The organism is Streptomyces sp. (assembly GCF_035645055.1).
Classification (GTDB): Bacteria; Actinomycetota; Actinomycetes; order Streptomycetales; family Streptomycetaceae; genus Streptomyces.
On sequence record NZ_DASQNH010000016.1, the window covers coordinates 100,884 to 125,145 of the forward strand.

Consider the following 24,262-nt stretch of genomic DNA (forward strand, 5'->3'; position numbering starts at 1 on the left):
GCGCCCCCGGCCCAGCCCGGGGCGCGGAGTCGACGAACCGCGGCCACCATCGACGAGCCGAGCCGCGCCCAGCTGTGGGGAGAGCATGAACGAGGGGAAGCCCACGCAGAGCCCTTCGGGCCGGCCGGACGACACGGCCCGGCCCGACGGCGACTTCGAACCGGAACGCCCCGCACCGCCACGGCCGGGCACTTCCCCCCAGGGGGCCCTGAACGACGGCGACTTCGACCTGGGCGCTCCCGTGCGGGCGCCGGGTGCCGGGTCCGCCGCCGAGGACGGCGCGGGGGTGGGTGACGACGTGGCTTCCGCCCAGGGGGATTTCGAGCTGGGCGCTCCCGCGGGGGTGCCGGGAGTCGGGTCCGCCGCCGAGGACGGTGCCGGGGCGGGCGACGACGTGGCCTCCATTCAGGAAGATTTCGAGCTGAGGCGTCCCGAGCGTCCGGAGGGCGGTCGGGACGAAACGGCCGGTGCCGGCGCCAGTTCCGACGGCGCGGAGGGCGCCCCCGGCGGTGGGGAGGCCGGCTCCGCCGGGGCACCGGCCGCCTCCGGCTCGTTCGGCGGGGAGTCAGGCTCCGCCGTGCCCCCGGGTGCCGTGGGGTCCCCTGCCGACGCCCTCAAGCCCCTCCACGATCCCGACCCCTACAGCACCCCGCCCTATGGCGAGCCGGGTCCCTGGGCGCCCGCTCCGCCCGTGCAGCACCCGGCGGCGACACCCGCGCAGGGCACGGCGATACCCGCACCCCCGCCGCCCGCCGTGGACCCGACGGCGCCCCACCCCGCCCTCGCCCCGGCCCCGCCTGTGGCCCACCACCCGGCGCCCACCCCGGCCCCGCCCGCGACCCACCACCCCGCGCCCACCCCGGCCCCGCCCGTGACCCACCACCACCCTTCGCCAACCCTGGTTCCGCCCCCGCACGGTGACACCCCGGCGCTCGGAGCCGCCGGGATGGCTGCGGCGGGCGCCCCTGGTGGCTCCGCGCCCGCGCCCGGTGGTCCCGCTTCCACGCCTCCCGCAGGTCCCTGGCAGCGCTACGACCCCTGGGCGGGGCCGGCCACCGCGGTCGCGCCGCTCCAGCAGAACGGCGCGGCGGTGCCCACGCGCGGGCAGCGCCGCGCACGGGCCAGGAAGACGCTGGTGAGCATGGCCGCGCTGCTGGCCCTGGTGTCCGGCGGGATCGGCGGTGTCGTGGGCGCGTATCTGGAGCGCAACGGCGGCGTCGGGCAGGTGGAGCTGCCGCAGGCCGGGCGGGAGTCCGCGGACCGGGACCCGGCCAGCGTCGCGGGGATCGCCGGCCGGGCGCTGCCCAGCGTCGTCACCCTGCATGTCTCCGGCAGCGACGAGTCCGGCACCGGCACCGGGTTCGTGCTCGACGACCGCGGTCACATCCTCACCAACAACCATGTCGTCGAGCCCGCCGGCGCGGACGGTGAGATAACGGTCACCTTCCACAGCGGCGACACCGCGCAGGCGGAGGTCGTCGGCCGGGACGGCGGATACGACCTCGCCGTCGTCCGGGTCCGCGGCGTCAGCGGGCTGAAGCCGCTGCCGCTGGGCAACTCCGACAACGTCCAGGTCGGTGACCCGGTCGTGGCCATCGGCGCGCCCTTCGACCTGGCGGGCACCGTCACCTCGGGGATCATCTCCGCCAAGGAGCGGCCCATCACGGCCGGCGGCGAGAAGGGCGACGGCAGCGATGTGTCGTACGTCGACGCCCTGCAGACCGACGCGCCCATCAACCCGGGCAACTCCGGAGGCCCGCTGCTCGACGCCGAGGCCCGGGTCATCGGCGTCAACTCCGCGATCCGTTCCGCCGGCGGCGGCGGCCTGGACGGCGGCCAGGCCGGTTCCATCGGCCTCGGTTTCGCGATCCCGGTCAACCAGGCCAAGCGGGTCGCCGAGGAGCTGATCAACACCGGCAAGGCGACCCATCCGGTGATCGGCGTCACCCTCGACATGAACTACACGGGGGACGGGGCCCGGGTCGGCGTCAAGGGCAGCGACGGTGGCTCCGCCGTGACCCGGGGCGGCCCCGGCGACCGGGCCGGGATCGAGCCCGGCGATGTCATCACCGAGGTCGACGGCCAGCGGGTGCATTCCGGCGAGGAGCTGATCGTCAAGACCCGCGCCCACCGCCCCGGCGACCGCCTGGAGCTGACCGTCGTCCGCGACGGCGACGAGCGCGCGATCTCCCTGGTGCTCGGATCGTCGGAGGACTGAGCCGAGCATCCGTCAGAACGTGACAGCGACCTCACGGATCGGACAGGTTGTCCTCGCCCGCGAGGGCAGCGACCGGGAAACCGCTCACATACACACACTCGGAGGTCACGGGGCGGTACCGGTCGGACAGGATCGACGGGTACCGTGGATGCGGCCCGGACCACGGGAGGACATCGCAAGGAGCTTCAGGTGTTCAATGACATAGGCGCGCTTGAGCTGGTGACGATCATCGTCCTCGCCGTGCTCGTGTTCGGACCGGACAAGCTCCCGAAGGTCATCCAGGACGTGATGCGCACGGTCCGGAAGATCCGTGAGTTCTCGGAGAGCGCCAAACAGGACATCCGGCAGGAACTCGGGCCCGAGTTCAAGGACTTCGAGTTCGAGGACCTGAACCCCAAGACGTTCATCCGCAAGCAGCTGGACAACGACGACCTGGGGATCAAGGAGATCCGCAACGGCTTCGACCTGAAGAAGGAGATGGCCGAGGTGACGGACGCGGTCCACGGCCGCGACTCCGAGTCGTCCTCCTCGTCCTCTCCCGCGGTGTCCTCCTCCCCGGCCGGTGACCGCGTCGACATGAGCAAGAAGCCGGAGCCCGCGGACCACCGTCCGCCCTTCGACGCCGACGCCACCTGAGTCCCGCGCGCACCACCTCGCGCCCCCTCGCACGGCTTGAACACGCCTTCGGGCGCCCCACGCGCCGGGCGCGTTCCCGGCTGCCCGGAGCGGTGTGGATATGCTGCCGAGTTGTTGTGCGGACCGTACGCAAATAAGCAACGCCGCCCGAAGGGGGGCGGGCGGAGCGGTCCGACGAGAGCGAGGAGGCGTCCGGGTACATGGAGACGACGAGTCGGTCAGTCGCGCAGACGCCGGCCGCGGAGGGCGGACAGCAGGTCCCCTCCGCCCGGCGGGCGGTCGACGGCTACCTGCGAGCGTCCTTCCCGTGGTACGGCCTCGACGAGGCCTTCACGGGGCCGCGTTGGCTGATGCAGGTCGGTACGGCGGCCGACGGGGCCGTGGAACACGGTTCGATCGGGCACGGGCACGAGCCCTCGGTACGGGCGGACGCGACGGGCGAGGACCGCGAGCGGTTCGCGGTCGTGGTGACCGTCGCGGCGAACCCGGTGCGGCGCAGCCCGGACGGCACGGGGCTGCTGGAGGCCACCTCGGTCTCCTCGGCGGCCTGGCTGGCCGGTGTGGGGCTGCTGTCCTTCACCTGGCCCGGGCAGATGGACCACAGCCTGCGTGACGACTGGCTGGAGCAGCAGACCGAGACCGCGTGGGCGCTCGCCGACGATCTCGACGGGCCGGAGTGGTCGACGCTGAGCCTTCCGGTGGACGGGGTTCCGACGCCGTTCCACTACCGGGAGTCCGAGTTCGGCTGGGTGCTGGCCGGGTCCACCCGGCAGGGTGTGCACGTCGGGGCGTACGGCCGGGGCATGAGCGCGTACGGGCTCGGCTTCGCCGCGATCAAGGACATCGCCGAGTACGAGTAGGGCCACGCAGAGCTGGGCCCCGCAGAGCTGGGCCGCGCAGCTGGGCCGCGCAGAGCTGGGCCCCGCAGAGCTGGGCCGCGCAAGGGGAAAGGGGCGCCGAAGACCATCGGCGCCCCTTTCCCGCGGGGACTGAAGAGGCTCAGAACTTGTTCTTCGGCGTGATCCCCAGCGACAGGCCCGACAGGCCCCGCTGGCGGCCGCCCAGCTTGCCCGCGATGGCGCGCAGGGCCGCGCCCGCCGGGGACTCGGGGTCGGTCAGGACGACCGGCTTGCCCTCGTCGCCGCCCTCGCGCAGGCGGACGTCGATGGGGATGGAGCCGAGGACGGGGACGTTCGTGCCCGTCGTGCGGGTCAGGCCGTCGGCGACCAGCTGGCCGCCGCCGGTGCCGAAGACGTCGACCATCTCGTCGCAGTGCGGGCAGGGCAGGCCGGACATGTTTTCGACCACGCCGACGATCTTCTGGTGGGTCTGCACGGCGATGGAGCCCGCCCGCTCGGCCACCTCGGCGGCGGCCTGCTGCGGGGTCGTCACGACCAGGATCTCGGCGTTCGGGACCAGCTGGGCGACGGAGATCGCGATGTCACCGGTGCCGGGCGGCAGGTCCAGGAGCAGGACGTCCAGGTCACCCCAGTAGACGTCCGCGAGGAACTGCTGGAGGGCGCGGTGGAGCATCGGGCCGCGCCAGACGACGGGGGCGTTGCCCGGGGTGAACATGCCGATGGAGATGACCTTCACACCGTGCGCGGACGGCGGCATGATCATGTTCTCGACCTGGGTGGGCCGTCCGTCGGCGCCCAGCATGCGGGGCACGGAGTGGCCGTAGATGTCGGCGTCGACCACGCCCACCTTCAGGCCGTCGGCCGCCATCGCCGCGGCCAGGTTGACCGTCACGGAGGACTTGCCGACGCCGCCCTTGCCGGAGGCGACCGCGTAGACGCGGGTCAGCGAGCCGGGCTTGGCGAAGGGGACCTCGCGCTCGGTCTGGCCGCCGCGCAGCGCCGCCGCCAGCTCCTTGCGCTGCTCGTCGCTCATCACGTCCAGGGTGACGTCGACGTGGGTGACACCCTCGACGCGGGAGACCGCCTCGGTCACGCGCTGGGTGATCGTGTCGCGCATGGGGCAGCCCGAGACCGTCAGGTACACGGTGACGGCGACCGTTCCGTCCGCCCCGATGTCCACCGACTTGACCATCCCGAGTTCGGTGATGGGTCGGTTGATCTCGGGGTCGTTCACCGTCGCCAGTGCCTCGCGCACCGCGTCTTCCGTAGCCATAGAGACGATGGTACGGCGCCGCACAGGGGCTGCGGAAAGCCCGTCAGCGGTCGGCTACGTCACGTCCCGCCGACCGGTCTGCCGGGAATACGCGGTATCCGTCCCCGCGCCGTCCCCGCGCCCGTGCCGGTCGTCCTTCCCGTGGTGGCCGTCGGTGCGCTCCTCCAGCTCCCTCATCAGGTCCTGCAGCTCCGAGCGGATCCAGTCGCGGGTCGCGACCTCGCCGAGGCCGATCCGCAGGGCCGCGATCTCCCGGGTCAGGTACTCGGTGTCCGCGATCGACCGCTCGTTCTGCTTGCGGTCCTGCTCCAGGTTGACCCGGTCGCGGTCGTCCTGCCGGTTCTGCGCGAGCAGGATCAGCGGGGCGGCGTAGGAGGCCTGGAGGGACAGCACCAGCGTCAGGAAGATGAACGGATACTCGTCGAAGCGCACACCGGACGGCGCGGAGACGTTCCACAGCACCCACACGATGATGACGACGGTCATCCAGACGAGGAACCGGCCGGTGCCGATGAACCGCGCGATCCGCTCCGAGAGCCGTCCGAAGGCCTCCGGGTCCCACTCGGGCAGGATCCGGGGGCGGGGCGGGAGCGGCAGGTCCAGCCGGGCCCGTGGGCGGGTCGTCGCGGTGGCCCCGGCGGGCATGCGATCGCGCTCGCGGGTCTCCCGGGTCGTCTCCCGCTCAGGAGCCATGGGCGGCCGTCCCTTCGTCCAGGTGGAACTCGGTCTCCCGCCAGTCCTCCGGCAGCATGTGGTCCAGGACGTCGTCCACGGTGACCACGCCGAGCAGCGACCCGGACTCGTCCACCACGGGCGCCGCGACCATGTCGTAGGTGGCGAAGAACCCGGCGACGACCGGCAGCGCGGCGTCGGGCGCGAGCGACAGCAGGTCGTCGTCGACGAGTGAGCTGACCAGGGTGTACGGCGGGTCGCGCAGCAGCCGCTGGAAGTGCACGGTGCCCAAATACTTGCCCGTCGGGGTCTCGTCGGGCGGGCGGCAGACGTAGACCTGGGCGGCGAGCGCGGGGGAGAGGTCGGGGTTGCGGACCCGGGCCAGCGCGTCGGCGACGGTGGCGTCCGGGCGCAGCACGATCGGCTCGGTGGTCATCAGACCGCCGGCCGTGTGCTCCTCGTACGACATCAGCCGGCGCATGTCGGCCGCGTCGGACGGCTGCATCAGGCTCAGCAGCCGCTCCTGCTCCTCCTTCGGCAGCTCGGCCAGCAGGTCGGCCGCGTCGTCCGGGTCCATGGCCTCCAGGACGTCGGCGGCGCGCTCGCCCTTCAGCTTGCCGAGGATCTCGATCTGGTCGTCCTCCGGCAGCTCCTCCAGGACGTCGGCGAGCCGGTCGTCGTCGAGGGCGGCGGCGACCTCGGCGCGGCGCTTGGGGGAGAGGTGGTGCAGCACGTTCGCCAGGTCGGCGGGGCGCAGCTGCTCGAAGGTGGCGAGCAGGTTCTCGGCGCCCTGCCCGTGCTCCTCCAGGGAGAAGCCGGTGACCGCCGACCACTCGACGGTCAGGGTCTCGCCCTTGGCCCGGCGGAAGGCGCCGCCCTTGCGTCCCTTGCGGACGAACACCCGGTCGATCTCCCAGTCGCGGCGGGCCGGGAGCTGCTGCACCGACAGATCGAGGACGGTGACCTCCTCGCCGGTCTCGACGAGGGTGACGCGCCGGTCCAGCAGCTCACCGAAGACCAGCCGTTCGGTGGGGCGCTGCTCGAAGCGGCGGACATTGAGCACGCCGGTGGTGATGACCTGACCGGACTCGATGCCGGTGACCCGGGTCATGGGCAGGAAGATGCGGCGGCGGGTGGCGAGCTCGACGACCAGGCCGAGCAGCCGCGGGGGCCGCCGGGCGACCCGCAGCATGACGACGAGGTCCCGCACCCGGCCCACCTGGTCGCCGGTCGGGTCGAAGACGGCGATGCCGGCGAGATGCGAGACGAAGATCCGGGGGGCGCCCGCTGCCATGTTCCGCACCTCCGCTTCCGTCCCGCCCCGGTGTGTCCGGGTTGCCCGTTCGGGTGGGCTTCAGGCTAGCCCGTCCGGATCGGATACGCCCTGGTGAGCGGTCCGGACGGTCTGGCTCCGTTCGGGCCTCCGGGCCCCGGTACCCTGCGGTACGCCGACCGGAACCACCGTGAGAAAGGCAGCGCCACCTGTGACCGCGATTCCCCAGGGCCGTACCCGCCGGGCCACGCTGGTGAGCGCACTGTGCGCACTGGTGGTGGCGGGAGTGGGGCTGACGGGATGCAGCAGTGAGGACCCGGACGCGGGCACCAACGGGGTGGGCAAGCTGCCCCCCGAGAAGATTCAGGCCAGGACGCGGGCGGCCGCGGAGGCGGCCGGGGCGGTACGGCTGTCCGGGACCGTGGTCACCAGCGGGCGCACCTACACACTCGACATGCGGCTGAAGGACGACGGCGGCAGTGGGTCGGTCACCGCGGAGGGCGCGGCCTTCGAGCTGCTGCGGATCGGGGAGCAGCTGTATCTGAAGGCGGACACGGCGTTCTGGAACCCGGAGGGCGGCACGGGCGGGGCCGGTGAGGCCGCCGCGGACAAGCTCGGCGGCAAGTACGTCAAGGTGCCCGAGGGCGACCCCTCCTACCAGCGGTTCAGCGGCTTCACCGACAAGGACGTCCTCCTCGACAGCCTGCTCACCCTGCACGGCACCCTGAAGACCGACGGCCGCCACGAGCGGTCCGGGGTGCGCACCATCCGCATCACCGGCGACCAGGGCTCCGGCGGCACCCTCGACGTCTCCCTGGAGGGCACGCCGTACCCCCTGCGGCTGGTCCGCGGCGGCGGCGCGGGCACCCTGACGTTCTCCGCCTGGGGCAAGGACTTCGCCCTCACCGAGCCGGAGAAGAGCGAGACGGTGGACTACGGCCCGCAGCTGCCGACGTCGTGACGGGCCCGGCGGCCCCCGCGGGACTACGTCCGCTTGCGCCGCTTCAGCAGCAGCCGCGGCAGTGCGGCGGGGATCGGCCGGCGGGTCGTCGCCGGGCTGGGCAGCGGCGCGTCGGCCAGTGAGCCGTCGGGCAGCGGCAGCGTCACGCCCGTCGGCTCCAGGCGGAGCACCCGGCACTCGCGGCGCCAGCGCTCGGTCATCGCCTCGCCGTCGGGCGCGTTGAGCCGCTTGCCCTTCAGCTCGGCGACCGCGGCCTCCCACGCCTCGGACCGCGGCGCCAGCTCCACGACGGTCGCCGTCCAGGCCACCACCCGGCCGCCCTTGTCCTTGCTGCGCACCGTCACCTCGGCCGCGGCCCCGTCGGCCAGCCCCGGCAGCGGCTGCTCGCCCGGCCCGTCACCGACCACGCAGGCGGCACCCTCGTGCCAGGCGTGCCACAGCGCGCGGGCGGGCACACCCGGTCCCTTCACCCAGATGAGGCCGGACTTCTTCGTGGCCTCCTCGACGAGGGCCCGGTCGAGCAGCTCGGTTGTCATGGGCCCAGCCTATCCAGGCCGGGTCAGGACCGGCCGTCGCGCTCCGGGCGGCTCAGAGCCAGCCGTTCCGCTTCAGCGTGCGGTGGATGCCGAAGCAGATCATCGCGGTGATGCCGAGCACCATCGGGTAGCCGAACCTCCACCGCAGCTCCGGCATGTAGTCGAAGTTCATCCCGTACACACCGCACACCATCGTCGGTACGGCGATGATCGCGGCCCACGAGGTGATCTTCCGCATGTCCTCGTTCTGCGCCACGGACGCCTGGGCGAGGTTGGCCTGGAGGATGGAGTTCAGCAGCTCGTCGAAGCCCATGACCTGCTCCTGCACCCGGGCCAGGTGGTCGGCGACGTCCCGGAAGTACTTCTGGATGTCCGGGTCGATCAGCCGCATCGGCCGCTCGCTCAGCAGCTGCAACGGCCGCACCAGCGGGGACACCGCGCGCTTGAACTCCAGTACCTCGCGCTTGAGTTGGTAGATCTGCCCGGCGTCGGTGCCGCGCGGGGTGCCCTTGCGGCCCGGCGAGAAGACCTCGGTCTCCACCTCGTCGATGTCGTCCTGCACCGCGTCGGCGACGGCGATGTACCCGTCGACGACATGGTCGGCGATGGCGTGCAGCACCGCCGAGGGGCCCTTGGACAGCAGTTCCGGGTCGTCCTGGAGCCGGTGCCGGAGCCCGCGCAGCGAGCCCTGGCCGCCGTGCCGGACGGTGATGAAGAAGTCCTGGCCGGTGAAGCACATCACCTCGCCGGTCTCCACCACCTGGCTGTTGGCGGTCAGCTCGTCGTGCTCGACGTAGTGGATGGTCTTGAAGACGGTGAAGAGGGAGTCGTCGTAGCGCTCCAGCTTGGGCCGCTGGTGGGCCTGGACGGCGTCCTCCACGGCCAGCGGGTGCAGCCCGAACTCCCCGGCGATCCCGGCGAATTCGGACTCGGTCGGCTCGTGCAGCCCGATCCAGACGAAGCCTCCGTCGCGGCGCACCAGGCGCATCGCCTCCTGCGGCGTGAGCGGCGCGGGCGTCTGGAGCCGGGCACCGTCGCGGTAGACGGCGCAGTCGACGACGGCGGAGGAGGTCGCGGGGTCGCGGGTGGTGTCGTAGCCGCCGGTGTCCTTGCGCAGCGCGGGGCGGGACGGGCGGACGGCGGCGCGCAGGTCGCGAATCATCGACATGGGCAGGCTCCTTCGCATCGGGCAGCGAAAGACCGCCGACGACGGGTGGAACTACCCGGAATGGGGACGTCCTGCGTGCGGAGGTTTGGCACGTCCACAAAGCGGGGAGCACCGCACCGTCGCGGTGGCGAGCTTCGCTACTGAGTCAGCTGCTGATGCAGACCAGACAGAACAGACAGATCAGGTACAGCGAAACGAAGTGCTCTTCCGGGTGACCCGGATGAAGACGCGCATGCGAGAGGCGGCAGCCAGCCAGAGCCAGAGCAGCTACATCAATGGCCGGAAGAGCGGGTGGTACTGCACGGTCGACTTCGATCCATGACAGCCCCACCTCCTCCGGCCGGTCCCTGCTGAGGGACGATCCCAACCCCCTAGAGGGTTCCCGTGGCGTCGGGACTTGACTCGCACGCTTGCCGCATGCTGCCCGGCCACCGGCCAAGAGTATCAGCCGACAGAAGTGTCAAGGCGCTGCTTTGCCTGGTACTGACGAGTTCTATGCTCGCCGCATGGCTGATGTTCTTCCTTTGGTCGAGGCCCGGTTGCGTACCGCGCTCGGCGAGCCGGACGCCCGCGCCGCGGTCACCTTCCTCGGCACGGACCGCATCGAGGTACTGCGCTTCCAGGAGGGGGACATCGTCCGCTACGCCACCCTCGGCATGTCCGCCCAGCCCATGACCGACCCCACGGCGATGCTCGCCGATCCCGTCAAGGGCCCCCGCGTCGAGCTGGTGCTGTCGGTGCGCGCCGGGCTCGCCGACACCGACAAGGTGCTCCGCCCGCTCGCCGTGCTCGCCGCGTCCCCGCAGGTCGAGGGGGTGGTCGTGGCCCCGGGTGCCTCGCTGGACGTGGGCGAGCCGCTGTGGCCCGGCGCCCCCTTCACCTCGGTGCTGGTCGCCGAGCCGGGCGGTCTGGTGGAGGACCTGGAACTGGACGCGCCGATGGACCCCGTGCGGTTCCTGCCGCTGCTGCCGATGACCCCCAACGAGGCGGCCTGGAAGCGGGTGCACGGCGCCCAGGCCCTCCGGGAACGCTGGCTGAACCACGGGACGGACCTGCGCGATCCGCTGCGCACGACCGTCCCGCTCGGGTGACCGAACTCACCAACCACGGCCCGCCGTCGATCAGTTGGCGGACACCGAGACGCGGCCCTGCGCCGGCCCGCTCCTCGGCCCTCGGTGATGGACACGTCTGACTGAGGGGGGGACCCGGGTTTCCGCCCGGACGGGTGATCGTCCTTGACGTGGCGCGGCAGGGGTAGGACCGTGGGGCTCTATGAGGGGCGAACCCAGTTGCCCGAAGTGCGGTGGCCGGGTCAGGGCGCCCGGACTCTTCGCCGACTCCTGGCAGTGCGATGTGCATGGCGCGGTGTACCCGCTGCAGCCCGTGGTCCCGCCCAGTGTCGAGGCCCTCGCCGTCGTGGTGCGTCGCGCGCAGGTGCCGGTGTGGATGCCGTGGCCCCTGCCGATCGGCTGGCTCTACACGGGCGTGCTCTGCGCGGGTGACGACCGCAGCGGCGGGCGCGCCACGGCCCTGGCCTGCTCGGGGCCCAGCCCGCTGGGGGGCGTCGGCGAGCTGGTCCTGGTGGCCGAGGAGCTGGGCGTGGGGCTCGGCGCGCGGTACGCGGGCATCGACGGACCGGATCCCGGGCCGTACGTGGACGTCGAGAAGCCGCCGCAGGCCAAGGTGCTCGCCGCCGGCCGGCCCACCCCGCTCTGGCATGTCTCCGGCACGCCGGACGACCGCGCGGTGTTCGCCGGGGAGGCGCGGGGACTGTGGCTGTGGGCCGTGGTCTGGCCGGAGCAGTCGGGGCTGCTGATGTACGACGAGCTGGTGCTGACGGACGTACGGGACGCGGGCGCGGAGATGGAACTGGTGCCCTGCGGGGCGCTGTCGCCGCGGCTGCTTTCGCCGTAGGGGTTGCCGTCGGCGGCGAGCAGGTTGCCGTGGGCCGATGGCGCGGCTCCGCGTGCTCCTGAGGAAGGGGTCAAAAGATGTCCTCGTCGTGACCGGACTCACTGGCCTGTAAAGGGCGCATCCCGGTTGCGGGTGTGACATGGGGGCCACGTTCCCCGTTATCCTTGGGTGTCCCCACCCGTCCCGTGACCGCCTGGAGTTCGCTCGTGCGCATAGACCTGCACAGCCACTCCACCGCGTCCGACGGCACGGACACCCCTGCCGAGCTGGTGCGCAACGCCGCCGCGGCCGGTCTGGACGTGGTCGCGCTGACCGACCACGACACGACCCGGGGGCACGCCGAGGCGATCGCCGCCCTGCCGCCGGGGCTGACCCTGGTGACCGGGGCCGAGCTGTCCTGCCGTATCGACGGGGTCAGCATGCACATGCTGGCCTACCTCTTCGATCCGGAGGAGCCCGCCCTGCTCGCCGAGCGGGAGCTGGTGCGCGACGACCGGGTGCCGCGGGCCAAGGGCATGATCGCCAAGCTCAACGAGCTGGGTGTGCCGGTCACCTGGGAGCAGGTCGCGCGGATCGCCGGGGACGGCTCCGTGGGGCGGCCGCATGTCGCCTCCGCGCTCGTCGAGCTGGGCGTCGTGGCCACCGTGAGCGACGCGTTCACCCAGGACTGGCTGGCCGACGGCGGCCGGGCCTTCGTCGGGAAGCACGAGACCGATCCCTTCGAGGCCATCCGGCTGGTGAAGGGCGCGGGCGGGGTGACGGTCTTCGCCCACCCCGCGGCCGCCAAGCGGGGCCGTACGGTGCCGGAGTCCGCGATCGCCGAGATGGCCGCCGCCGGCCTGGACGGCATCGAGGTCGACCACATGGACCACGACCCGGACACCCGGGCGCGGCTGCGCGGCCTGGCCAAGGAGCTGGGGCTGCTCGTCACCGGCTCCAGCGACTACCACGGCAGCCGGAAGACCTGTGTGCTCGGCGAGTACACGACCGACCCCGAGGTGTACGGGGAGATCACCCGCCGGGCGACCGGGGCGTTCCCCGTGCCGGGGACCGGCGGAGCGGTCTGAGGACGCGGTTCGCCGCTCCGCTCCACCCGCACGTTCGCCCCCCTTTCTCCCTTTCAGCGCAAGGCCTGTAGCACTCCCATGTTCGACATCGCCGTCTTCGGCTCCCTGTTCCTGACCCTTTTCGTCATCATGGATCCCCCCGGGATCACCCCGATCTTCCTCGCCCTGACCGCCGGGCGGCCCGCCAAGGTGCAGAAGCGGATGGCCTTCCAGGCCGTCTGCGTGGCCGGCGGAGTGATCACCGTCTTCGGTGTCCTCGGCCACCAGATCCTCGCCTACCTGCATGTGTCGGTGCCGGCGCTGATGATCGCGGGCGGGCTGCTGCTCCTGCTGATCGCGCTCGACCTGCTCACCGGCAAGACCGACGAGCCCAAGCAGACCAAGGACGTCAACGTCGCCCTCGTGCCGCTGGGCATGCCGCTGCTGGCCGGTCCGGGCGCGATCGTGTCGGTCATCCTCGCCGTGCAGAAGGCCGACAGCGTCGGCACGCAGGTGTCGGTGTGGTCGGCGATCCTCGCCATCCATGTCGTGCTGTGGCTGGTGATGCGCCACTCGCTGCTGATCATCCGGGTCATCAAGGACGGCGGTGTGGTGCTGGTGACCCGGCTCGCGGGCATGATGCTGTCCGCGATCGCCGTGCAGCAGATCATCAACGGCGTCACCCAGGTGATCCAGGGGAGCTGAGCGCCGCGAAGGGCGCGGTGCTCCGCGCACAGCAACAGAGCCCCGTACGGCCGTCATGCCGTACGGGGCTCTCAAGCATGTGTGTTATGAAGCCGGAGTCTCGGCCGGGCGGATCCACAGGCGCTGGCCGATCGCGGCGGCCTGCTGAACGATCCGGTTGACGGAGGCGGCGTCCACGACGGTGGTGTCCACGGGCGTACCGTCGACGTCGTCGAGTCGCAGAATCTCGAAGCGCATGGCTTCTCCCTTCGTCTGGTCATCCTCCCTGGGGAGAACTACTGGGTGAGATGGCCCACGAAGCGACGGTGCCCCGTGTTCCCTACGGATGCAACGCGGTGCCTGTTACAAACATTCCCTACGCTAAAGAAATTTTTCGAACAACTAATTACTGACGGGTAAGCGTTCGCTTGAGTGACGCTTCGAGACTGACTGGGACCGGTTGTGTTCGCACTGTGACGACCTGGACAATGGAAGCGATGAACGACGACCTTGCGGCGCTGGCCGCCCGCCTCGATCGAACAAACGAGCTGCTCCAGCGGATGCTCGCCGAGGTGGCGAAGACGCCCTCCACCCACGCGATCTTCGTCGACGCCGGGTACCTCTACGCGGCGGCGGGACGCCTCGTCGCCGGTACCGAGGACCGGCGGGCCTTCGACCTGGACGCCGAAGGGCTGATCGACGCCCTGATCGACCGGGCCCGCACCGTCTTCGCCGACAGCCGGCTGCTGCGCGTCTACTGGTACGACGGCGCCCGGCGCCGGATCCACACCGCCGAGCAGCAGACCATCGCGGAGCTGCCCGACGTGAAGGTCCGCCTCGGCAACCTCAACGCCAACAACCAGCAGAAGGGTGTCGACTCCCTGATCAGGACCGACCTGGAGTCCCTGGCCCGGCACCGCGCCATCAGCGACGCGGCCCTGCTCGGCGGCGACGAGGACCTGGTGTCGGCCGTGGAGGCGGCGCAGGGGTACGGCGCGCGGGTGCACCTGTGGGGCATCGAGGCACCCGAAGGGCGCAACCAGGCCGAACCGCTGCTCTGGGAGGTCGACAGCCAGCGCACCCTCGACCTCGACTTCTTCAAGCCGTACGTCTCCCGGCGCACCGCGCCCGCCTACGACGCCACCACCGCCGTCCGGCCCGCCCGGGAGGACGTCCGCTTCGTCGGCGCGCAGATCGCGGCGAAATGGCTGTCCGCGCGGGGCCGGGAGGCGCTGGTCGAGCTGCTGCCCGGCCACCCTTACCTGCCCGGCTCGGTCGACCAGGACCTGCTCGTGGAGGCGGAGAGCATCCTCCAGTACTCCCTGCGCGGCCAGGCCGATCTGCGGCGGGCCCTGCGGGACGGGTTCTGGGAGCACCTCCAGGGGCAGTACTAGACCCTCAGGGGCAGTACCGGACCGCCAGGGGCAGTACCAGCCGCCGGTCAGATCCCGGTTCCGGACCGGAACGCCCGGTGGCGGTCCCAGAAGTCGGCCACCGCGCGGGCGGTCACCAGCGGCCGGTCCAGGTTCGGCGAGTGCTCGGCGCCCGCCACGACCGTACGGTGCGCACCCAGCCGCGAGGCCATCTCGTCCAGCAGCGGCACCGGCCAGGTCCCGTCCCGTACGCCGGACAGCACATGAAACGGCAGCGGTACGGCGGCCAGCTCGTCGACCCGGTCCGGTTCCGTGCACAACTGGTGTCCCGTGGCGGCCAGCTGCGCCGGCGAATGACCCAGCCAGCGGCGGCGCAGCTGCTCCGGCCCGCCCAGACCCCGGGCCGGCCCGCCGACGTCCTCCGGGGCGCCCATCGCCAGGATCGCCTCCCACACCTGGGCCATCGACATCACGGCCAGCGCGTCCCGCAGCAGCTTCACCCGGGACTGCTGCGCCATGGAGATCTCCGCCGGGCCCGAGCAGACGAGGGTGAGGGAGGCGAAGGGGGAGGGATCGAGGAGCACGGCCGCGCGGGCGATCTGCCCGCCGAGGGAGTGCCCGAGGAGATGCACCGGGGCGCCCGCGTCGAGCGCCGCCGTCTGCGCCAGCACGTCCCGCGCCAACTCGCCCTGGGCATACGCGGTTTCGTCGTTCCGCGGGCCCTTCGACTCGAACTGCCCGCGCCCGTCCACGGCGACCGTCCGGTACCCGCGCGCGGCCAGCGGCTCATGCAGGAGGTGAAAGTCCTCCTTGCTGCCGGTGAACCCGGGCAGCAGCAGGGCGACACCGCGCTGCTCGGCACCCGGGGCCACGGGCACGTCCACGACGGCGAAGTCCCCGCGACCGGTCCGCAGGGGGTAGGCGCGGGCGCCGGGGGGCGGGGCGAGGGGGGTGGGGGTGGTCACGGGGGGAGAGTAGCGGGGAACGCCGACGGCCCGGTCCCCCCTGGGTCAGGTGGGACCGGGCCGTCGTGCGGTGCCCGTCAGCTCTCGGCGGGCTCCGTGGCCTTGGCCGCCGTGGCCTTGCGGGTGCGCTTCGGCTTGGCCTCCGGCTCCTGCGCGGCCTGCGCCGGGATCTCGGCGGTGGCGCTCGCCGTGCTCGCGGCGGTCTTGCGGGTGCGGCGGGTCTTCGGCTTTGCCTCGGTGCCCTCGGCGGTGTCGGCCGCGGCTTCCGCCGTGGCCGCCGTCTTGCGGGTGCGCTTCGGCTTGGCCTCGGCGGTCTCCGCCGCCTCCGTCGCGACCGGCGCTTCGACGGGCTCGGCCGCCTTGCGGGTCCGGCGCGTCTTCGGCTTGGCCTCGACGGCCTCGGTGGCCTCCGCCGTCTCCACGGCGGTGACCTCGGAAGCCCCGACGGGCTCGACGGCCTTGCGGGCACGGCGCGTGCGCGGCTTCGCCTCCGCGGCCTCGGCGGTGTCGACCGCCGTCTCGGCCGCGGCGGCGGCCTTGCGGGTGCGTGTGCGCCGGGGCTTGGCAGCCGGCTCCGCGGCCTCCGCGGGCGCAGCCTGCGGCACCGGCTCCGACACGACGGCCGCCGGCTCGGCGGTCGCCACCACCTCCGGGGCCGTCACGGCCTCGGTCGGCGTCGCCGTCTCAGCCGTCGGCGCGGGCGTCGTCGTCTCAGCAGTCGTCGCCGTCTCGGCGGACCTGCGGGTGCGGCGGCGGCGCGGCTTCGCCGGGGTCTCGGGCGCGTCGAGCGTGCTCGGGCCCTCCGCCGTGGTCGCCGCGGCCTCGGCGGCGGGGGCCGTCACCTCGACCGTCGCGGCCGTGGCCGCCTGCTCCGCCGGGGCGCCGCCTCGGGTGCGGCGACGGCGGCGCGGGGTGCGCGGCGCGGTCACCGACTCCGCGGAGTCGGCCGCCGGGGTCTCCGCCACGGTGGTGCCGGACGGCGTCTGCACGGCCGGGTCGAGGGGGGCACCGCCGCGCGTACGACGGCGGCGGCGCGGCGTGCGGTCCGTACGGTCCGTGCGCTCGCTGCCGGCCGGGCGGGACTCCTCGCGGCCGTCCCGGCGGCCGCCCCGGCTGCCACCGCGCTCGCGGTTGCGGCCGCCACCCGGCTCGCCCAGGTCCTCCAGCTCCTCCGCGTGGAGCCCGGCGCGGGTGCGCTCGGCGCGCGGCAGGACACCCTTGGTGCCGGCCGGGATGCCGAGGTCCTCGAAGAGGTGCGGGGAGGTGGAGTAGGTCTCCACCGGGTCGGGGAAGTTCAGCTCCAGCGCCTTGTTGATCAGCTGCCAGCGCGGGATGTCGTCCCAGTCGACGAACGTGATCGCCGTACCCTTGGCGCCCGCCCGGCCGGTGCGGCCGACGCGGTGCAGGTACGTCTTCTCGTCCTCGGGCGACTGGTAGTTGATGACGTGGGTGACGCCCTCGACGTCGATGCCGCGCGCGGCGACGTCGGTGCAGACCAGCACGTCCACCTTGCCGTTGCGGAAGGCGCGCAGCGCCTGCTCACGGGCGCCCTGGCCCAGGTCGCCGTGGACCGCGCCGGCCGCGAAGCCGCGGCTCTGGAGCTGCTCGGCGATGTCGGCGGCCGTGCGCTTGGTCCGGCAGAAGATCATCGCCAGACCGCGGCCCTCGGCCTGGAGGATGCGGGCGATCATCTCCGGCTTGTCCATGGAGTGCCCGCGGTAGACGAACTGCTTGATGTTCGCGACCGTGAAGCCCTCGTCGTCCGGCGCCGTGGCACGGATGTGCGTGGGCCGGTTCATGTACCGGCGGGCCAGGCCGATGACCGCGCCCGGCATGGTCGCCGAGAACAGCATGGTCTGGCGCTTGGCCGGGAGCATGTTGATGATCTTCTCGACGTCGGGCAGGAAGCCCAGGTCGAGCATCTCGTCGGCCTCGTCGAGCACGAGGGCCCTGACGTGACTCAGGTCGAGCTTCTTCTGGCCCGCCAGGTCGAGCAGTCGGCCGGGGGTGCCGACGATCACGTCGACGCCCTTCTTCAGGGCCTCCACCTGGGGCTCGTAGGCCCGGCCGCCGTAGATCGCGAGGACACGCACGTTGCGCACCTTGCCCGCGGTCAGCAGGTCGTTGGTGACCTGGGTGCACAGCTCTCGGGTCGGGACGACCACGAGCGCCTGCGGGGCGTTCGTCAGGGCCTCGGGCTCGGCGCGCCCGGCCTCCACGTCGGCGGGGACGGTGACGCGCTCGAGGAGCGGAAGGCCGAAGCCCAGCGTCTTGCCGGTGCCGGTCTTGGCCTGGCCGATGACATCCGTGCCGGCGAGGGCGACGGGGAGGGTCATCTCCTGGATGGGGAACGGGGTGACGATGCCGACGGCCTCCAGGGCCTCGGCGGTCTCGGGAAGGATCCCGAGCTCTCGGAACGTCGTAGTCAGGGTGCTGCCTCTTCTGTGTGGGCGGTGCGAGGCGAGCGCGGGGGTCGTGTCAGACCGTGCCGGGGACGTCGGCTGCCTACGGGCGGGCCGTGGGGCACGGGACCGCGCCGACGCTCTAGCGCTCGTACCGCTGAGGGTTCCCTCCGATCGTCGTACGCGTTGTGCCGTACGGTCAGGGAGGGCTGTCGGGTCGGAGCCGATCGGGCCACCGACCGGGCATCCTCATACGTGCGGCCTGTCGAGGTACGGCGAAATCAGCCGACGTACCAGCAGGCGCATTACCACCATACCCCGGATTCGCGCACATGCGATGGCCGATTCGGTCACGTAGTCGTCGTCACAGTCAGCGGCCCGGTCGACGCGCGGTCGGTCAGGTGGTCCCGCGCGTCGTCGTGGTCACAGTGAATGACCAGGGACTTCCCCAGTGCTGCGGGCGGGCTATTGTGCGCTTCATGACGAGCTCTGACAACCCCGCGCACGACGCCGAGACCCCCGAAGCCGCCGCCCACACCGGCGTCGCCGCCCAGGACTGGGCGACGGCCTCCGCCGACCCGCAGTACCGGGCCGCGGTCGTGGACCTGCTGGGCGCGCTCGCGTACGGGGAGCTCGCCGCGTTCGAACGGCTCGCGGAGGACGCCAAGCTGGCGCCGACCCTGGAGGACAAGGCGGAGCTGGCGAAGATGGCGTCGGCCGAGTTCCACCACTTCGAGCGGCTGCGCGGCCGGCTCACGGAGATCGGCGAGGAGCCGACCGCGGCCATGGAGCCGTTCGTCGCCGCGCTGGACGGCTTCCACAAGCAGACCGCGCCCTCCGACTGGCTGGAGGGTCTCGTCAAGGCCTACGTCGGCGACTCGATCGCCAGCGACTTCTACCGGGAGGTCGCGGCCCGGCTGGACTCCGACACCCGGGAGCTGGTGCTGGCCGTGCTCGACGACACCGGGCACGCCGGGTTCGCCGTCGAGAAGGTGCGGGCCGCGATCGACGCGGACCCGCGCGTGGGCGGGCGGCTCGCGCTGTGGGCGCGGCGGCTGATGGGCGAGGCCCTGTCGCAGTCGCAGCGGGTGGTCGCGGAGCGCGACGCGCTGTCGACGATGCTCGTGGGCGGCGTCGCGGACGGGTTCGACCTGGCCGAGGTCGGCCGGATGTTCTCCCGGATCACCGAGGCACACACCAAGCGGATGGCGGCGCTGGGGCTCGCCGCCTAGCGGGATGTCCGCTACCGGGGGCGTCTCGTCGATCATGCCGGGCTCGCGGAGTCTCCCTGCTCCGGCCCGATCGCCGGGACACCCCTAGGGGCGACGCCCCTCATCGCTCTCCCCGTCCTGCCCGTCCCGCCCGTGCTCGCGCCGGTGCCGTCGTCGGGGGCCGGCTCGGGCCCGGCGGCGGCTCAGGCCGTCGCCGAGTGCCGGCGGAGTCTTCCCGCCGGGCGCAGCAGCAGCGACAGCGAGGCGACACACACCACGGCGGCTCCGGCCAGCGCCAGCAGGAAGCCCCCGGCGTCCAGGGCGCTGCGGGCGACGAAGGCGCCGAAGAGCGCACCGGCGACACCGGTCGACAGCACCAGGGGGCGCGCCGGGAGACGGTGCGGCAGCCGGTGGGCGTACGCACACGCCAGGACCAGGCCGAGGATCGCGGAGCTGAAGGCTTCCAAGAGCATGAAGGGGTCCTCCCACATGGCCGTCCTGCCCTAACGGTCACAGCCCGTCTTACCCCTGACCTGCGGAATGCAATCCTCCTCCTGGGGCGACTTGTGTTCTTCCTGTGCGCGGTGCACACAGTGGCGCACACACACGAAGGCCCGCCGGGTGTCTCCCACCCGGCGGGCCTTCGTCCACTGCTCGGTTCGCCGCCTAGAGCGCGCCGAAGCCCACCTTGCGCGGCGCCGGCTCGCCCAGCTCGACATAGGCGAGGCGGTCGGCCGGGATCAGGACCTTGCGGCCGTGCTCGTCCACGAGGCTCAGCAGCTGCGACTTGCCGGCCAGTGCCTCGGCCACCACCCGCTCGACCTCCTCGGCACTCTGACCGCTCTCCAGAACGATCTCGCGCGGCGCGTGCTGCACGCCGATCTTGACCTCCACGGCTATGTCCCTCCGAACGGTCAGTGTTGCGCGGGCCTCCGCGCCGTACCAGCACACATTAGCCCGGTGAGGGGACGCGCACGCTCCGCGCGAGAACGCCATGAGCGAACAGCCGGCGGGAACAAAGGCGCCCCGGCCCGCGACGTCAGTGCTGCTGCTCGCTGTGGTGCAGCGGGAAGCCCGCGATGCCCCGCCAGGCGAGCGACGCCAGCAACTGCACCGCCTGGTCGCGCGGGACGCTGCGGTCGCTGTGCAGCCAGGAACGCGCCACCACCTGGGCGAGGCCGCCCAGGCCGGAGGCGAGCAGCATCGACTCCGCGCGGGAGAGTCCGGTGTCCTCGGCGATGACGTCGCAGATCGCCTCGGCGCACTCGTTGGTGACCTTGTCGACGCGCTCGCGCACGGCGGGCTCGTTCGTGAGGTCCGACTCGAAGACCAGGCGGAAGGCGCCGCCGTCGTCCTCGACGTACGCGAAGTACGCGTCCATCGTCGCCCGTACGCGTTGCTTGTTGTCGGTGGTCGACGCCAGGGCGTTGCGCACGGACTGGATCAGGGACTCGCAGTGCTGGTCCAGCAGTGCGAGATAGAGGTCGAGCTTGCCCGGGAAGTGCTGGTAGAGCACCGGCTTGCTGACACCGGCGCGCTCGGCGATGTCGTCCATCGCGGCCGCGTGGTAGCCCTGTGCCACGAAGACTTCCTGAGCGGCGCCCAGCAGCTGGTTCCGTCGGGCACGGCGCGGCAGGCGCGTGCCCCGCGGGCGTGCCGCCTCTGTCTGCTCGATGGCTGTCACGCCGCCTCCCAAAATCGTCCACATGCGGTGTGCGCCGCGCCGCCATCGTACTTTTCGGTAACCGTGTCGTGCGCGGTGCGAGCGCAGAATTTCACGGACCGGACGGTGGCGATAGCCGCGCAAAAGGTTTCGAACAAATGCGGAGCGGGCAAAAAGCGGCCCCGTTCCCGCTCAGTGGTGTCCGCGGCTCGCCCTCGCCGCCCGCGCGGGCGTTACCGGTAATCGTCCTCGTCGAGGGAGACCACGCGGGCCTGCTCGACGAGATCGGCCTCGTTCGCCCGGTCGGGGTTCACCCCGGTCAGCGGGTCGTCGCGGTCCGGCTTCACCTCCGCGTGCTGCTCCGCCGCGTCGACCTCCGGCGCCTCGACGCCGAACTCCTGGACTTCCTCGCCGTCACCGTTCTCGAAGGTCTCGGGGTCGGTGGGGTCTACTGCCATGGTGGGCTCCCTTCCTACGAACGTCCCTGGGAAAAGCAGGGGCCACACGCGGGTGCCCTCTGTACGAGCCTAGGAGACACCCGATCCCGACGCTATGCGATCCGCGTCCGGATCGTCACTCGGTGCGCACCGGAACCGGGCCGCCTCCTCCGGAGTGGCTCTGCCGAAACGACTCTGCTTCTGTGATGGCGAACACACGATCCACGGCGTGATCACCTCGTAACATTGCCGCATGTCTTCGACCGAGCCCGCCTTCGCGCCGCCCGCCAACGTGCTCCCGAAGGTGACGCCCGTCCGGGTCGCGGAGGGCGAACGGCTCAGGTCGGTCCGGCTCCAGGGGATGACGCTCACGGTCCGCTCCCGGCCGCCCGCCCGCGAAGGGCTGCCGCCCGCGCTCTACGTCCACGGCCTCGGCGGTTCCTCGCGGAACTGGTCGGCGCTGATGCCACTGGTCGACGACATCGTCGACAACGAGGCCGTCGATCTGCCGGGCTTCGGCGACTCGCCGCCGCCCGACGACGGCGACTACTCGGTCACCGGCCACGCGCGCGCGGTGATCCGCTACCTCGACGCGTCCGGCCGCGGCCCCGTGCACCTCGTCGGCAACTCCCTCGGCGGCGCGATCACCACCCGGGTCGCCGCGGTGCGGCCCGACCTCGTGCGCACGCTGACCCTGATCTCGCCGGCGCTGCCCGAACTGCGAGTCCAGCGCACCGCCGTCCCGACGGCGCTGCTGGCGCTGCCCGGAGTGGCCGCGCTGTTCACCCGCTATACCAAGGGATGGACGGCGGAGCAGCGGGTCCGCGGGGTCACGGCGCTCTGCTACGGCGATCCCACGCGGGTGACGCCGGAGGGCTTCCGCAACGCGGTCGAGGAGATGGAGCGGCGGCTGCGGCTGCCGTACTTCTGGGACGCGATGGCGCGCTCCGCGCGCGGGATCGTGAACGCGTACACCCTCGGCGGGCAGCACGCGCTGTGGCGCCAGGCCGAACGGGTGCTGGCGCCGACCCTGCTGGTGTACGGCGGGCGGGACCAGCTCATCGGCTTCCGGATGGCCCGGAAGGCGGCCCGCACTTTCCGCGACTCGCGCCTGGTGACCCTGCCGGACGCCGGACACGTCGCGATGATGGAGTACCCGGAGACGGTGGCCGGGGCGTTCCGGGACCTGCTGGCCGAACCGGCCGCGCGTGGTACCGCCGAGTCCGCGAGCGCGGGGAGCTGAGAGACGACGTGGGACGCCACAGCCGCCGCGGTCCGGCACCGAAGGATGAGGGTGAGACCGAGGGCGCCAGCCCGACGGGACGACGAAGGGCCTCGGGGACCGGGCCCGCGGGGGACGAGGAGGGAGCGCGGGGGGTGGCTCCCCGGATGCCTGGATTCGCCGATGGGACGCCCGCGCGGGGTGTCCCCCGGGTCGCGGACGGGACGCCCGCGCACGGAGGGCCTCGGTTCCCGGAGGGGACACCTGCACATGACGTGCCCCGGTTCGGGGAGGGGACGCCTCCGCGCGGGGTGCCGCGCTCGCCGGATGGGACGCCCGCGCGGGGTGTCCCTCGGGTCGCCGACGGGACGCCTCCGCAGGGTGTTCCGCGGTATGCCGACGGCACTCCGCCGCACGGTACGCCCCGGTTCTCCGACGGCGCTCCCGCGCGCGGTGCGCGCCAGGTTCGTGGTGGGCACCCCGAGCAGCGGGAGGCCGGGGGCGGCTGGGGTGAGTTGCGGGATGGAGTGGCCTCGCCCGGCGGCGCCGGGATACCGCGACCGCGGCCGACCCCGGGCCGCCGGGGACGTCCCGGGGCCCCGCGACAGGACTACCTCGACGCCTTCGACGCGGACGGCGCGGCCGGTGACGGCTTCGCCTCCCGCGCGGCCGGGACCGATCCGTACGCCTCCGCAGGCCGCCGGGGCGACGCCCCGGCCGGTGACGGCCCAGCGGGCGGCACCCCGGTCGACGGCGGCCCGCCCTCCGGCGAGCCCGCGCGCGGCAAGGGCGGCAAGGGGCGTGCGTTCGCCGGTGTCGCCGCCGCCGCGGTGACCACCGTGCTGGCCGTGGTGGTCGCCGGGCAGGTCGGCGAGGGGCGGGACAACGGCTCCGTGGCGTCGCAGGCCGCCACCGGCCAGGCGCGGGGCGCGCATGGCCCCGCCTCGCGCGGGGACGGCCGGCCGACGCCCAGCGGGTCGCCGAGCGTGGTGCCGCTGACGTACGACCAGAAGATGGCGAAGAAGTACCCGCTGAGCGCGTCGCTCGAAGGTCCCGGGATCTTCGACGCGATCCCCGGGATCGACAAGGCACCGGGGACGGGCCAGAAGTACACCTACCGGGTGGACGTGGAGCAGGGGCTCGGCCTGGACGGCGAGCTGTTCGCACAGGCCGTGCAGCGCACCCTCAACGACGACCGCAGCTGGGCGCACAACGGCGGCCGTACGTTCGAGCGCATCTACTCCGGCGAGCCCGACTTCGTGATCACCCTCGCCAGCCCCGGCACGACCGCGGACTGGTGTGCGAAGTCCGGCCTGGACACGACGATCGACAACGTCTCCTGCGACTCCGCGGCCACCGAGCGCGTGATGATCAACGCGTACCGCTGGGCGCAGGGGTCGGAGACGTACGGCAACGAGATCCACGCCTACCGCCAGATGCTGATCAACCACGAGGTCGGGCACCGGCTCGGCTACTCGCACGTGACCTGCGACAAGGACGGCGACCTCGCTCCGGTGATGCAGCAGCAGACCAAGTTCCTGGAGCACGACGGGATCCGCTGCCGACCGAACCCCTGGCCGTACCCAGCGAGCTTCTAGCGCGGCGGAACGCGGGCCGCACGGGAAAGTTACGACCGTTCACCCCTTTTGGTGGCGCGATGGACAACCGTCCGTCGCGCCACCGGCTTGTCCGCATACGTTCGTCCCGCTGCGAGCCGTCGGCCAACGGCGGCTCCCCACACGGGAGAT

23 protein-coding genes and 1 pseudogene are annotated in these 24,262 nt (G+C 72.5%); 12 read left to right on the forward strand and 12 right to left on the reverse strand.

What is annotated here, in order from left to right; genetic code table 11:
• The first annotated feature begins 85 nt into the window (after positions 1-85).
• From VE614_RS04585 to VE614_RS04595, 3 genes are all read left to right on the forward strand, one after another.
• Complete coding sequence (locus VE614_RS04585) at positions 86-2,218, forward strand: S1C family serine protease (RefSeq protein WP_324932359.1); 2,133 nt, start codon at positions 86-88, stop codon at positions 2,216-2,218.
• A gap of 189 nt (positions 2,219-2,407) precedes the next feature.
• Positions 2,408-2,854, forward strand: coding sequence for a sec-independent translocase (locus VE614_RS04590; protein WP_324932362.1), 447 nt, complete (start codon positions 2,408-2,410; stop codon positions 2,852-2,854).
• Positions 2,855-3,054: 200 nt separating this feature from the next.
• The gene (locus VE614_RS04595) at positions 3,055-3,714 is read left to right on the forward strand and encodes a hypothetical protein (protein ID WP_324932365.1); all 660 of its coding nucleotides are present in this window, start codon (positions 3,055-3,057) and stop codon (positions 3,712-3,714) included.
• A 139-nt stretch (positions 3,715-3,853) separates the two neighbouring features.
• Here VE614_RS04595 and VE614_RS04600 read toward each other — a convergent pair whose 3' ends face one another.
• The 3 genes and pseudogenes from VE614_RS04600 to VE614_RS04610 all read right to left on the reverse strand — a co-directional run bounded on the left by VE614_RS04600 (position 3,854) and on the right by VE614_RS04610 (position 6,953).
• Positions 3,854-4,987: an Mrp/NBP35 family ATP-binding protein gene (locus VE614_RS04600; protein WP_324932368.1), complete on the reverse strand. Its 1,134-nt coding sequence runs from the start codon at positions 4,985-4,987 to the stop codon at positions 3,854-3,856.
• Between the two features lie 43 nt (positions 4,988-5,030).
• Positions 5,031-5,680 (reverse strand): annotated as a pseudogene (locus tag VE614_RS04605) (DUF1003 domain-containing protein).
• Positions 5,670-6,953 carry a magnesium transporter MgtE N-terminal domain-containing protein gene (locus tag VE614_RS04610; RefSeq protein WP_324932372.1) on the reverse strand — a complete coding sequence of 428 codons (1,284 nt, stop codon included), beginning with the start codon at positions 6,951-6,953 and terminating at the stop codon, positions 5,670-5,672. The pseudogene VE614_RS04605 and the gene VE614_RS04610 overlap by 11 nt, the downstream one beginning before the upstream one ends.
• A gap of 190 nt (positions 6,954-7,143) precedes the next feature.
• On the opposite strand from VE614_RS04610, the gene VE614_RS04615 reads away from it, so the two are divergent.
• Positions 7,144-7,893 carry a hypothetical protein gene (locus VE614_RS04615; RefSeq protein ID WP_324932376.1) on the forward strand — a complete coding sequence of 250 codons (750 nt, stop codon included), beginning with the start codon at positions 7,144-7,146 and terminating at the stop codon, positions 7,891-7,893.
• 23 nt (positions 7,894-7,916) lie between these two features.
• Here VE614_RS04615 and VE614_RS04620 read toward each other — a convergent pair whose 3' ends face one another.
• On the reverse strand, positions 7,917-8,429 hold the full coding sequence (locus VE614_RS04620) for a hypothetical protein (RefSeq protein ID WP_324932379.1): 513 nt from the start codon (positions 8,427-8,429) through the stop codon (positions 7,917-7,919).
• Positions 8,430-8,481: 52 nt separating this feature from the next.
• Positions 8,482-9,597, reverse strand: a complete 1,116-nt coding sequence (locus VE614_RS04625; protein ID WP_324932383.1) for a magnesium and cobalt transport protein CorA — start codon at positions 9,595-9,597, stop codon at positions 8,482-8,484.
• Positions 9,598-10,103: 506 nt separating this feature from the next.
• Between VE614_RS04625 and VE614_RS04630 the strand changes: the two genes are divergently transcribed.
• The 4 genes from VE614_RS04630 to VE614_RS04645 all read left to right on the forward strand — a co-directional run bounded on the left by VE614_RS04630 (position 10,104) and on the right by VE614_RS04645 (position 13,262).
• Entirely contained in the window at positions 10,104-10,688 is a 585-nt protein-coding gene (locus tag VE614_RS04630) for a suppressor of fused domain protein (protein ID WP_324932386.1), read from the forward strand.
• 181 nt (positions 10,689-10,869) lie between these two features.
• Positions 10,870-11,511, forward strand: coding sequence for a DUF6758 family protein (locus VE614_RS04635; protein ID WP_324932389.1), 642 nt, complete (start codon positions 10,870-10,872; stop codon positions 11,509-11,511).
• Positions 11,512-11,717: 206 nt separating this feature from the next.
• Positions 11,718-12,578 carry a PHP domain-containing protein gene (locus VE614_RS04640; RefSeq protein WP_324932392.1) on the forward strand — a complete coding sequence of 287 codons (861 nt, stop codon included), beginning with the start codon at positions 11,718-11,720 and terminating at the stop codon, positions 12,576-12,578.
• A 78-nt stretch (positions 12,579-12,656) separates the two neighbouring features.
• Positions 12,657-13,262, forward strand: coding sequence for a MarC family protein (locus VE614_RS04645; RefSeq protein ID WP_324932395.1), 606 nt, complete (start codon positions 12,657-12,659; stop codon positions 13,260-13,262).
• An 84-nt stretch (positions 13,263-13,346) separates the two neighbouring features.
• Here VE614_RS04645 and VE614_RS04650 read toward each other — a convergent pair whose 3' ends face one another.
• Positions 13,347-13,499, reverse strand: coding sequence for a hypothetical protein (locus tag VE614_RS04650; protein ID WP_086173025.1), 153 nt, complete (start codon positions 13,497-13,499; stop codon positions 13,347-13,349).
• A gap of 239 nt (positions 13,500-13,738) precedes the next feature.
• Between VE614_RS04650 and VE614_RS04655 the strand changes: the two genes are divergently transcribed.
• A complete protein-coding gene (locus tag VE614_RS04655; RefSeq protein WP_324932400.1) occupies positions 13,739-14,635 on the forward strand; it encodes an NYN domain-containing protein in 897 nt (298 codons plus the stop codon).
• A 47-nt stretch (positions 14,636-14,682) separates the two neighbouring features.
• Here VE614_RS04655 and VE614_RS04660 read toward each other — a convergent pair whose 3' ends face one another.
• The gene (locus VE614_RS04660) at positions 14,683-15,579 is read right to left on the reverse strand and encodes an alpha/beta hydrolase (RefSeq protein WP_324932403.1); all 897 of its coding nucleotides are present in this window, start codon (positions 15,577-15,579) and stop codon (positions 14,683-14,685) included.
• A gap of 77 nt (positions 15,580-15,656) precedes the next feature.
• Positions 15,657-17,915, reverse strand: a complete 2,259-nt coding sequence (locus tag VE614_RS04665; protein WP_324932406.1) for a DEAD/DEAH box helicase — start codon at positions 17,913-17,915, stop codon at positions 15,657-15,659.
• Positions 17,916-18,451: 536 nt separating this feature from the next.
• Between VE614_RS04665 and VE614_RS04670 the strand changes: the two genes are divergently transcribed.
• Positions 18,452-19,213 (forward strand): ferritin-like fold-containing protein, encoded by a 762-nt coding sequence (locus VE614_RS04670; protein WP_324932408.1) that lies wholly within the window; start codon positions 18,452-18,454, stop codon positions 19,211-19,213.
• 182 nt (positions 19,214-19,395) lie between these two features.
• Here VE614_RS04670 and VE614_RS04675 read toward each other — a convergent pair whose 3' ends face one another.
• The 4 genes from VE614_RS04675 to VE614_RS04690 form a co-directional block, all read right to left on the reverse strand.
• Positions 19,396-19,665, reverse strand: a complete 270-nt coding sequence (locus VE614_RS04675) for a hypothetical protein (RefSeq protein ID WP_324932412.1) — start codon at positions 19,663-19,665, stop codon at positions 19,396-19,398.
• Between the two features lie 193 nt (positions 19,666-19,858).
• Positions 19,859-20,086: a DUF3107 domain-containing protein gene (locus VE614_RS04680; RefSeq protein WP_043503917.1), complete on the reverse strand. Its 228-nt coding sequence runs from the start codon at positions 20,084-20,086 to the stop codon at positions 19,859-19,861.
• 145 nt (positions 20,087-20,231) lie between these two features.
• The gene (locus tag VE614_RS04685; protein WP_324932416.1) at positions 20,232-20,876 is read right to left on the reverse strand and encodes a TetR/AcrR family transcriptional regulator; all 645 of its coding nucleotides are present in this window, start codon (positions 20,874-20,876) and stop codon (positions 20,232-20,234) included.
• A 212-nt stretch (positions 20,877-21,088) separates the two neighbouring features.
• Positions 21,089-21,313 (reverse strand): hypothetical protein, encoded by a 225-nt coding sequence (locus tag VE614_RS04690; RefSeq protein ID WP_324932419.1) that lies wholly within the window; start codon positions 21,311-21,313, stop codon positions 21,089-21,091.
• Between the two features lie 232 nt (positions 21,314-21,545).
• Between VE614_RS04690 and VE614_RS04695 the strand changes: the two genes are divergently transcribed.
• Positions 21,546-22,535 carry an alpha/beta hydrolase gene (locus tag VE614_RS04695; protein ID WP_324932422.1) on the forward strand — a complete coding sequence of 330 codons (990 nt, stop codon included), beginning with the start codon at positions 21,546-21,548 and terminating at the stop codon, positions 22,533-22,535.
• A gap of 8 nt (positions 22,536-22,543) precedes the next feature.
• Positions 22,544-24,112: a DUF3152 domain-containing protein gene (locus tag VE614_RS04700; protein WP_324932425.1), complete on the forward strand. Its 1,569-nt coding sequence runs from the start codon at positions 22,544-22,546 to the stop codon at positions 24,110-24,112.
• Positions 24,113-24,262 lie beyond the last annotated feature (150 nt).

Coding starts and splice junctions, on each gene's coding strand:
- VE614_RS04585 (WP_324932359.1), top strand. CDS start 86: ATGAACGAGGGGAAGCCCACGCAGAGCCCTTCGGGCCGGCCGGACGAC.
- VE614_RS04595 (WP_324932365.1), top strand. CDS start 3,055: ATGGAGACGACGAGTCGGTCAGTCGCGCAGACGCCGGCCGCGGAGGGC.
- VE614_RS04600 (WP_324932368.1), bottom strand. CDS start 4,987: ATGGCTACGGAAGACGCGGTGCGCGAGGCACTGGCGACGGTGAACGAC.
- VE614_RS04610 (WP_324932372.1), bottom strand. CDS start 6,953: ATGGCAGCGGGCGCCCCCCGGATCTTCGTCTCGCATCTCGCCGGCATC.
- VE614_RS04620 (WP_324932379.1), bottom strand. CDS start 8,429: ATGACAACCGAGCTGCTCGACCGGGCCCTCGTCGAGGAGGCCACGAAG.
- VE614_RS04625 (WP_324932383.1), bottom strand. CDS start 9,597: ATGTCGATGATTCGCGACCTGCGCGCCGCCGTCCGCCCGTCCCGCCCC.
- VE614_RS04630 (WP_324932386.1), top strand. CDS start 10,104: ATGGCTGATGTTCTTCCTTTGGTCGAGGCCCGGTTGCGTACCGCGCTC.
- VE614_RS04635 (WP_324932389.1), top strand. CDS start 10,870: ATGAGGGGCGAACCCAGTTGCCCGAAGTGCGGTGGCCGGGTCAGGGCG.
- VE614_RS04645 (WP_324932395.1), top strand. CDS start 12,657: ATGTTCGACATCGCCGTCTTCGGCTCCCTGTTCCTGACCCTTTTCGTC.
- VE614_RS04650 (WP_086173025.1), bottom strand. CDS start 13,499: ATGCGCTTCGAGATTCTGCGACTCGACGACGTCGACGGTACGCCCGTG.
- VE614_RS04655 (WP_324932400.1), top strand. CDS start 13,739: ATGAACGACGACCTTGCGGCGCTGGCCGCCCGCCTCGATCGAACAAAC.
- VE614_RS04665 (WP_324932406.1), bottom strand. CDS start 17,915: ATGACCCTCCCCGTCGCCCTCGCCGGCACGGATGTCATCGGCCAGGCC.
- VE614_RS04675 (WP_324932412.1), bottom strand. CDS start 19,665: ATGCTCTTGGAAGCCTTCAGCTCCGCGATCCTCGGCCTGGTCCTGGCG.
- VE614_RS04690 (WP_324932419.1), bottom strand. CDS start 21,313: ATGGCAGTAGACCCCACCGACCCCGAGACCTTCGAGAACGGTGACGGC.
- VE614_RS04695 (WP_324932422.1), top strand. CDS start 21,546: ATGTCTTCGACCGAGCCCGCCTTCGCGCCGCCCGCCAACGTGCTCCCG.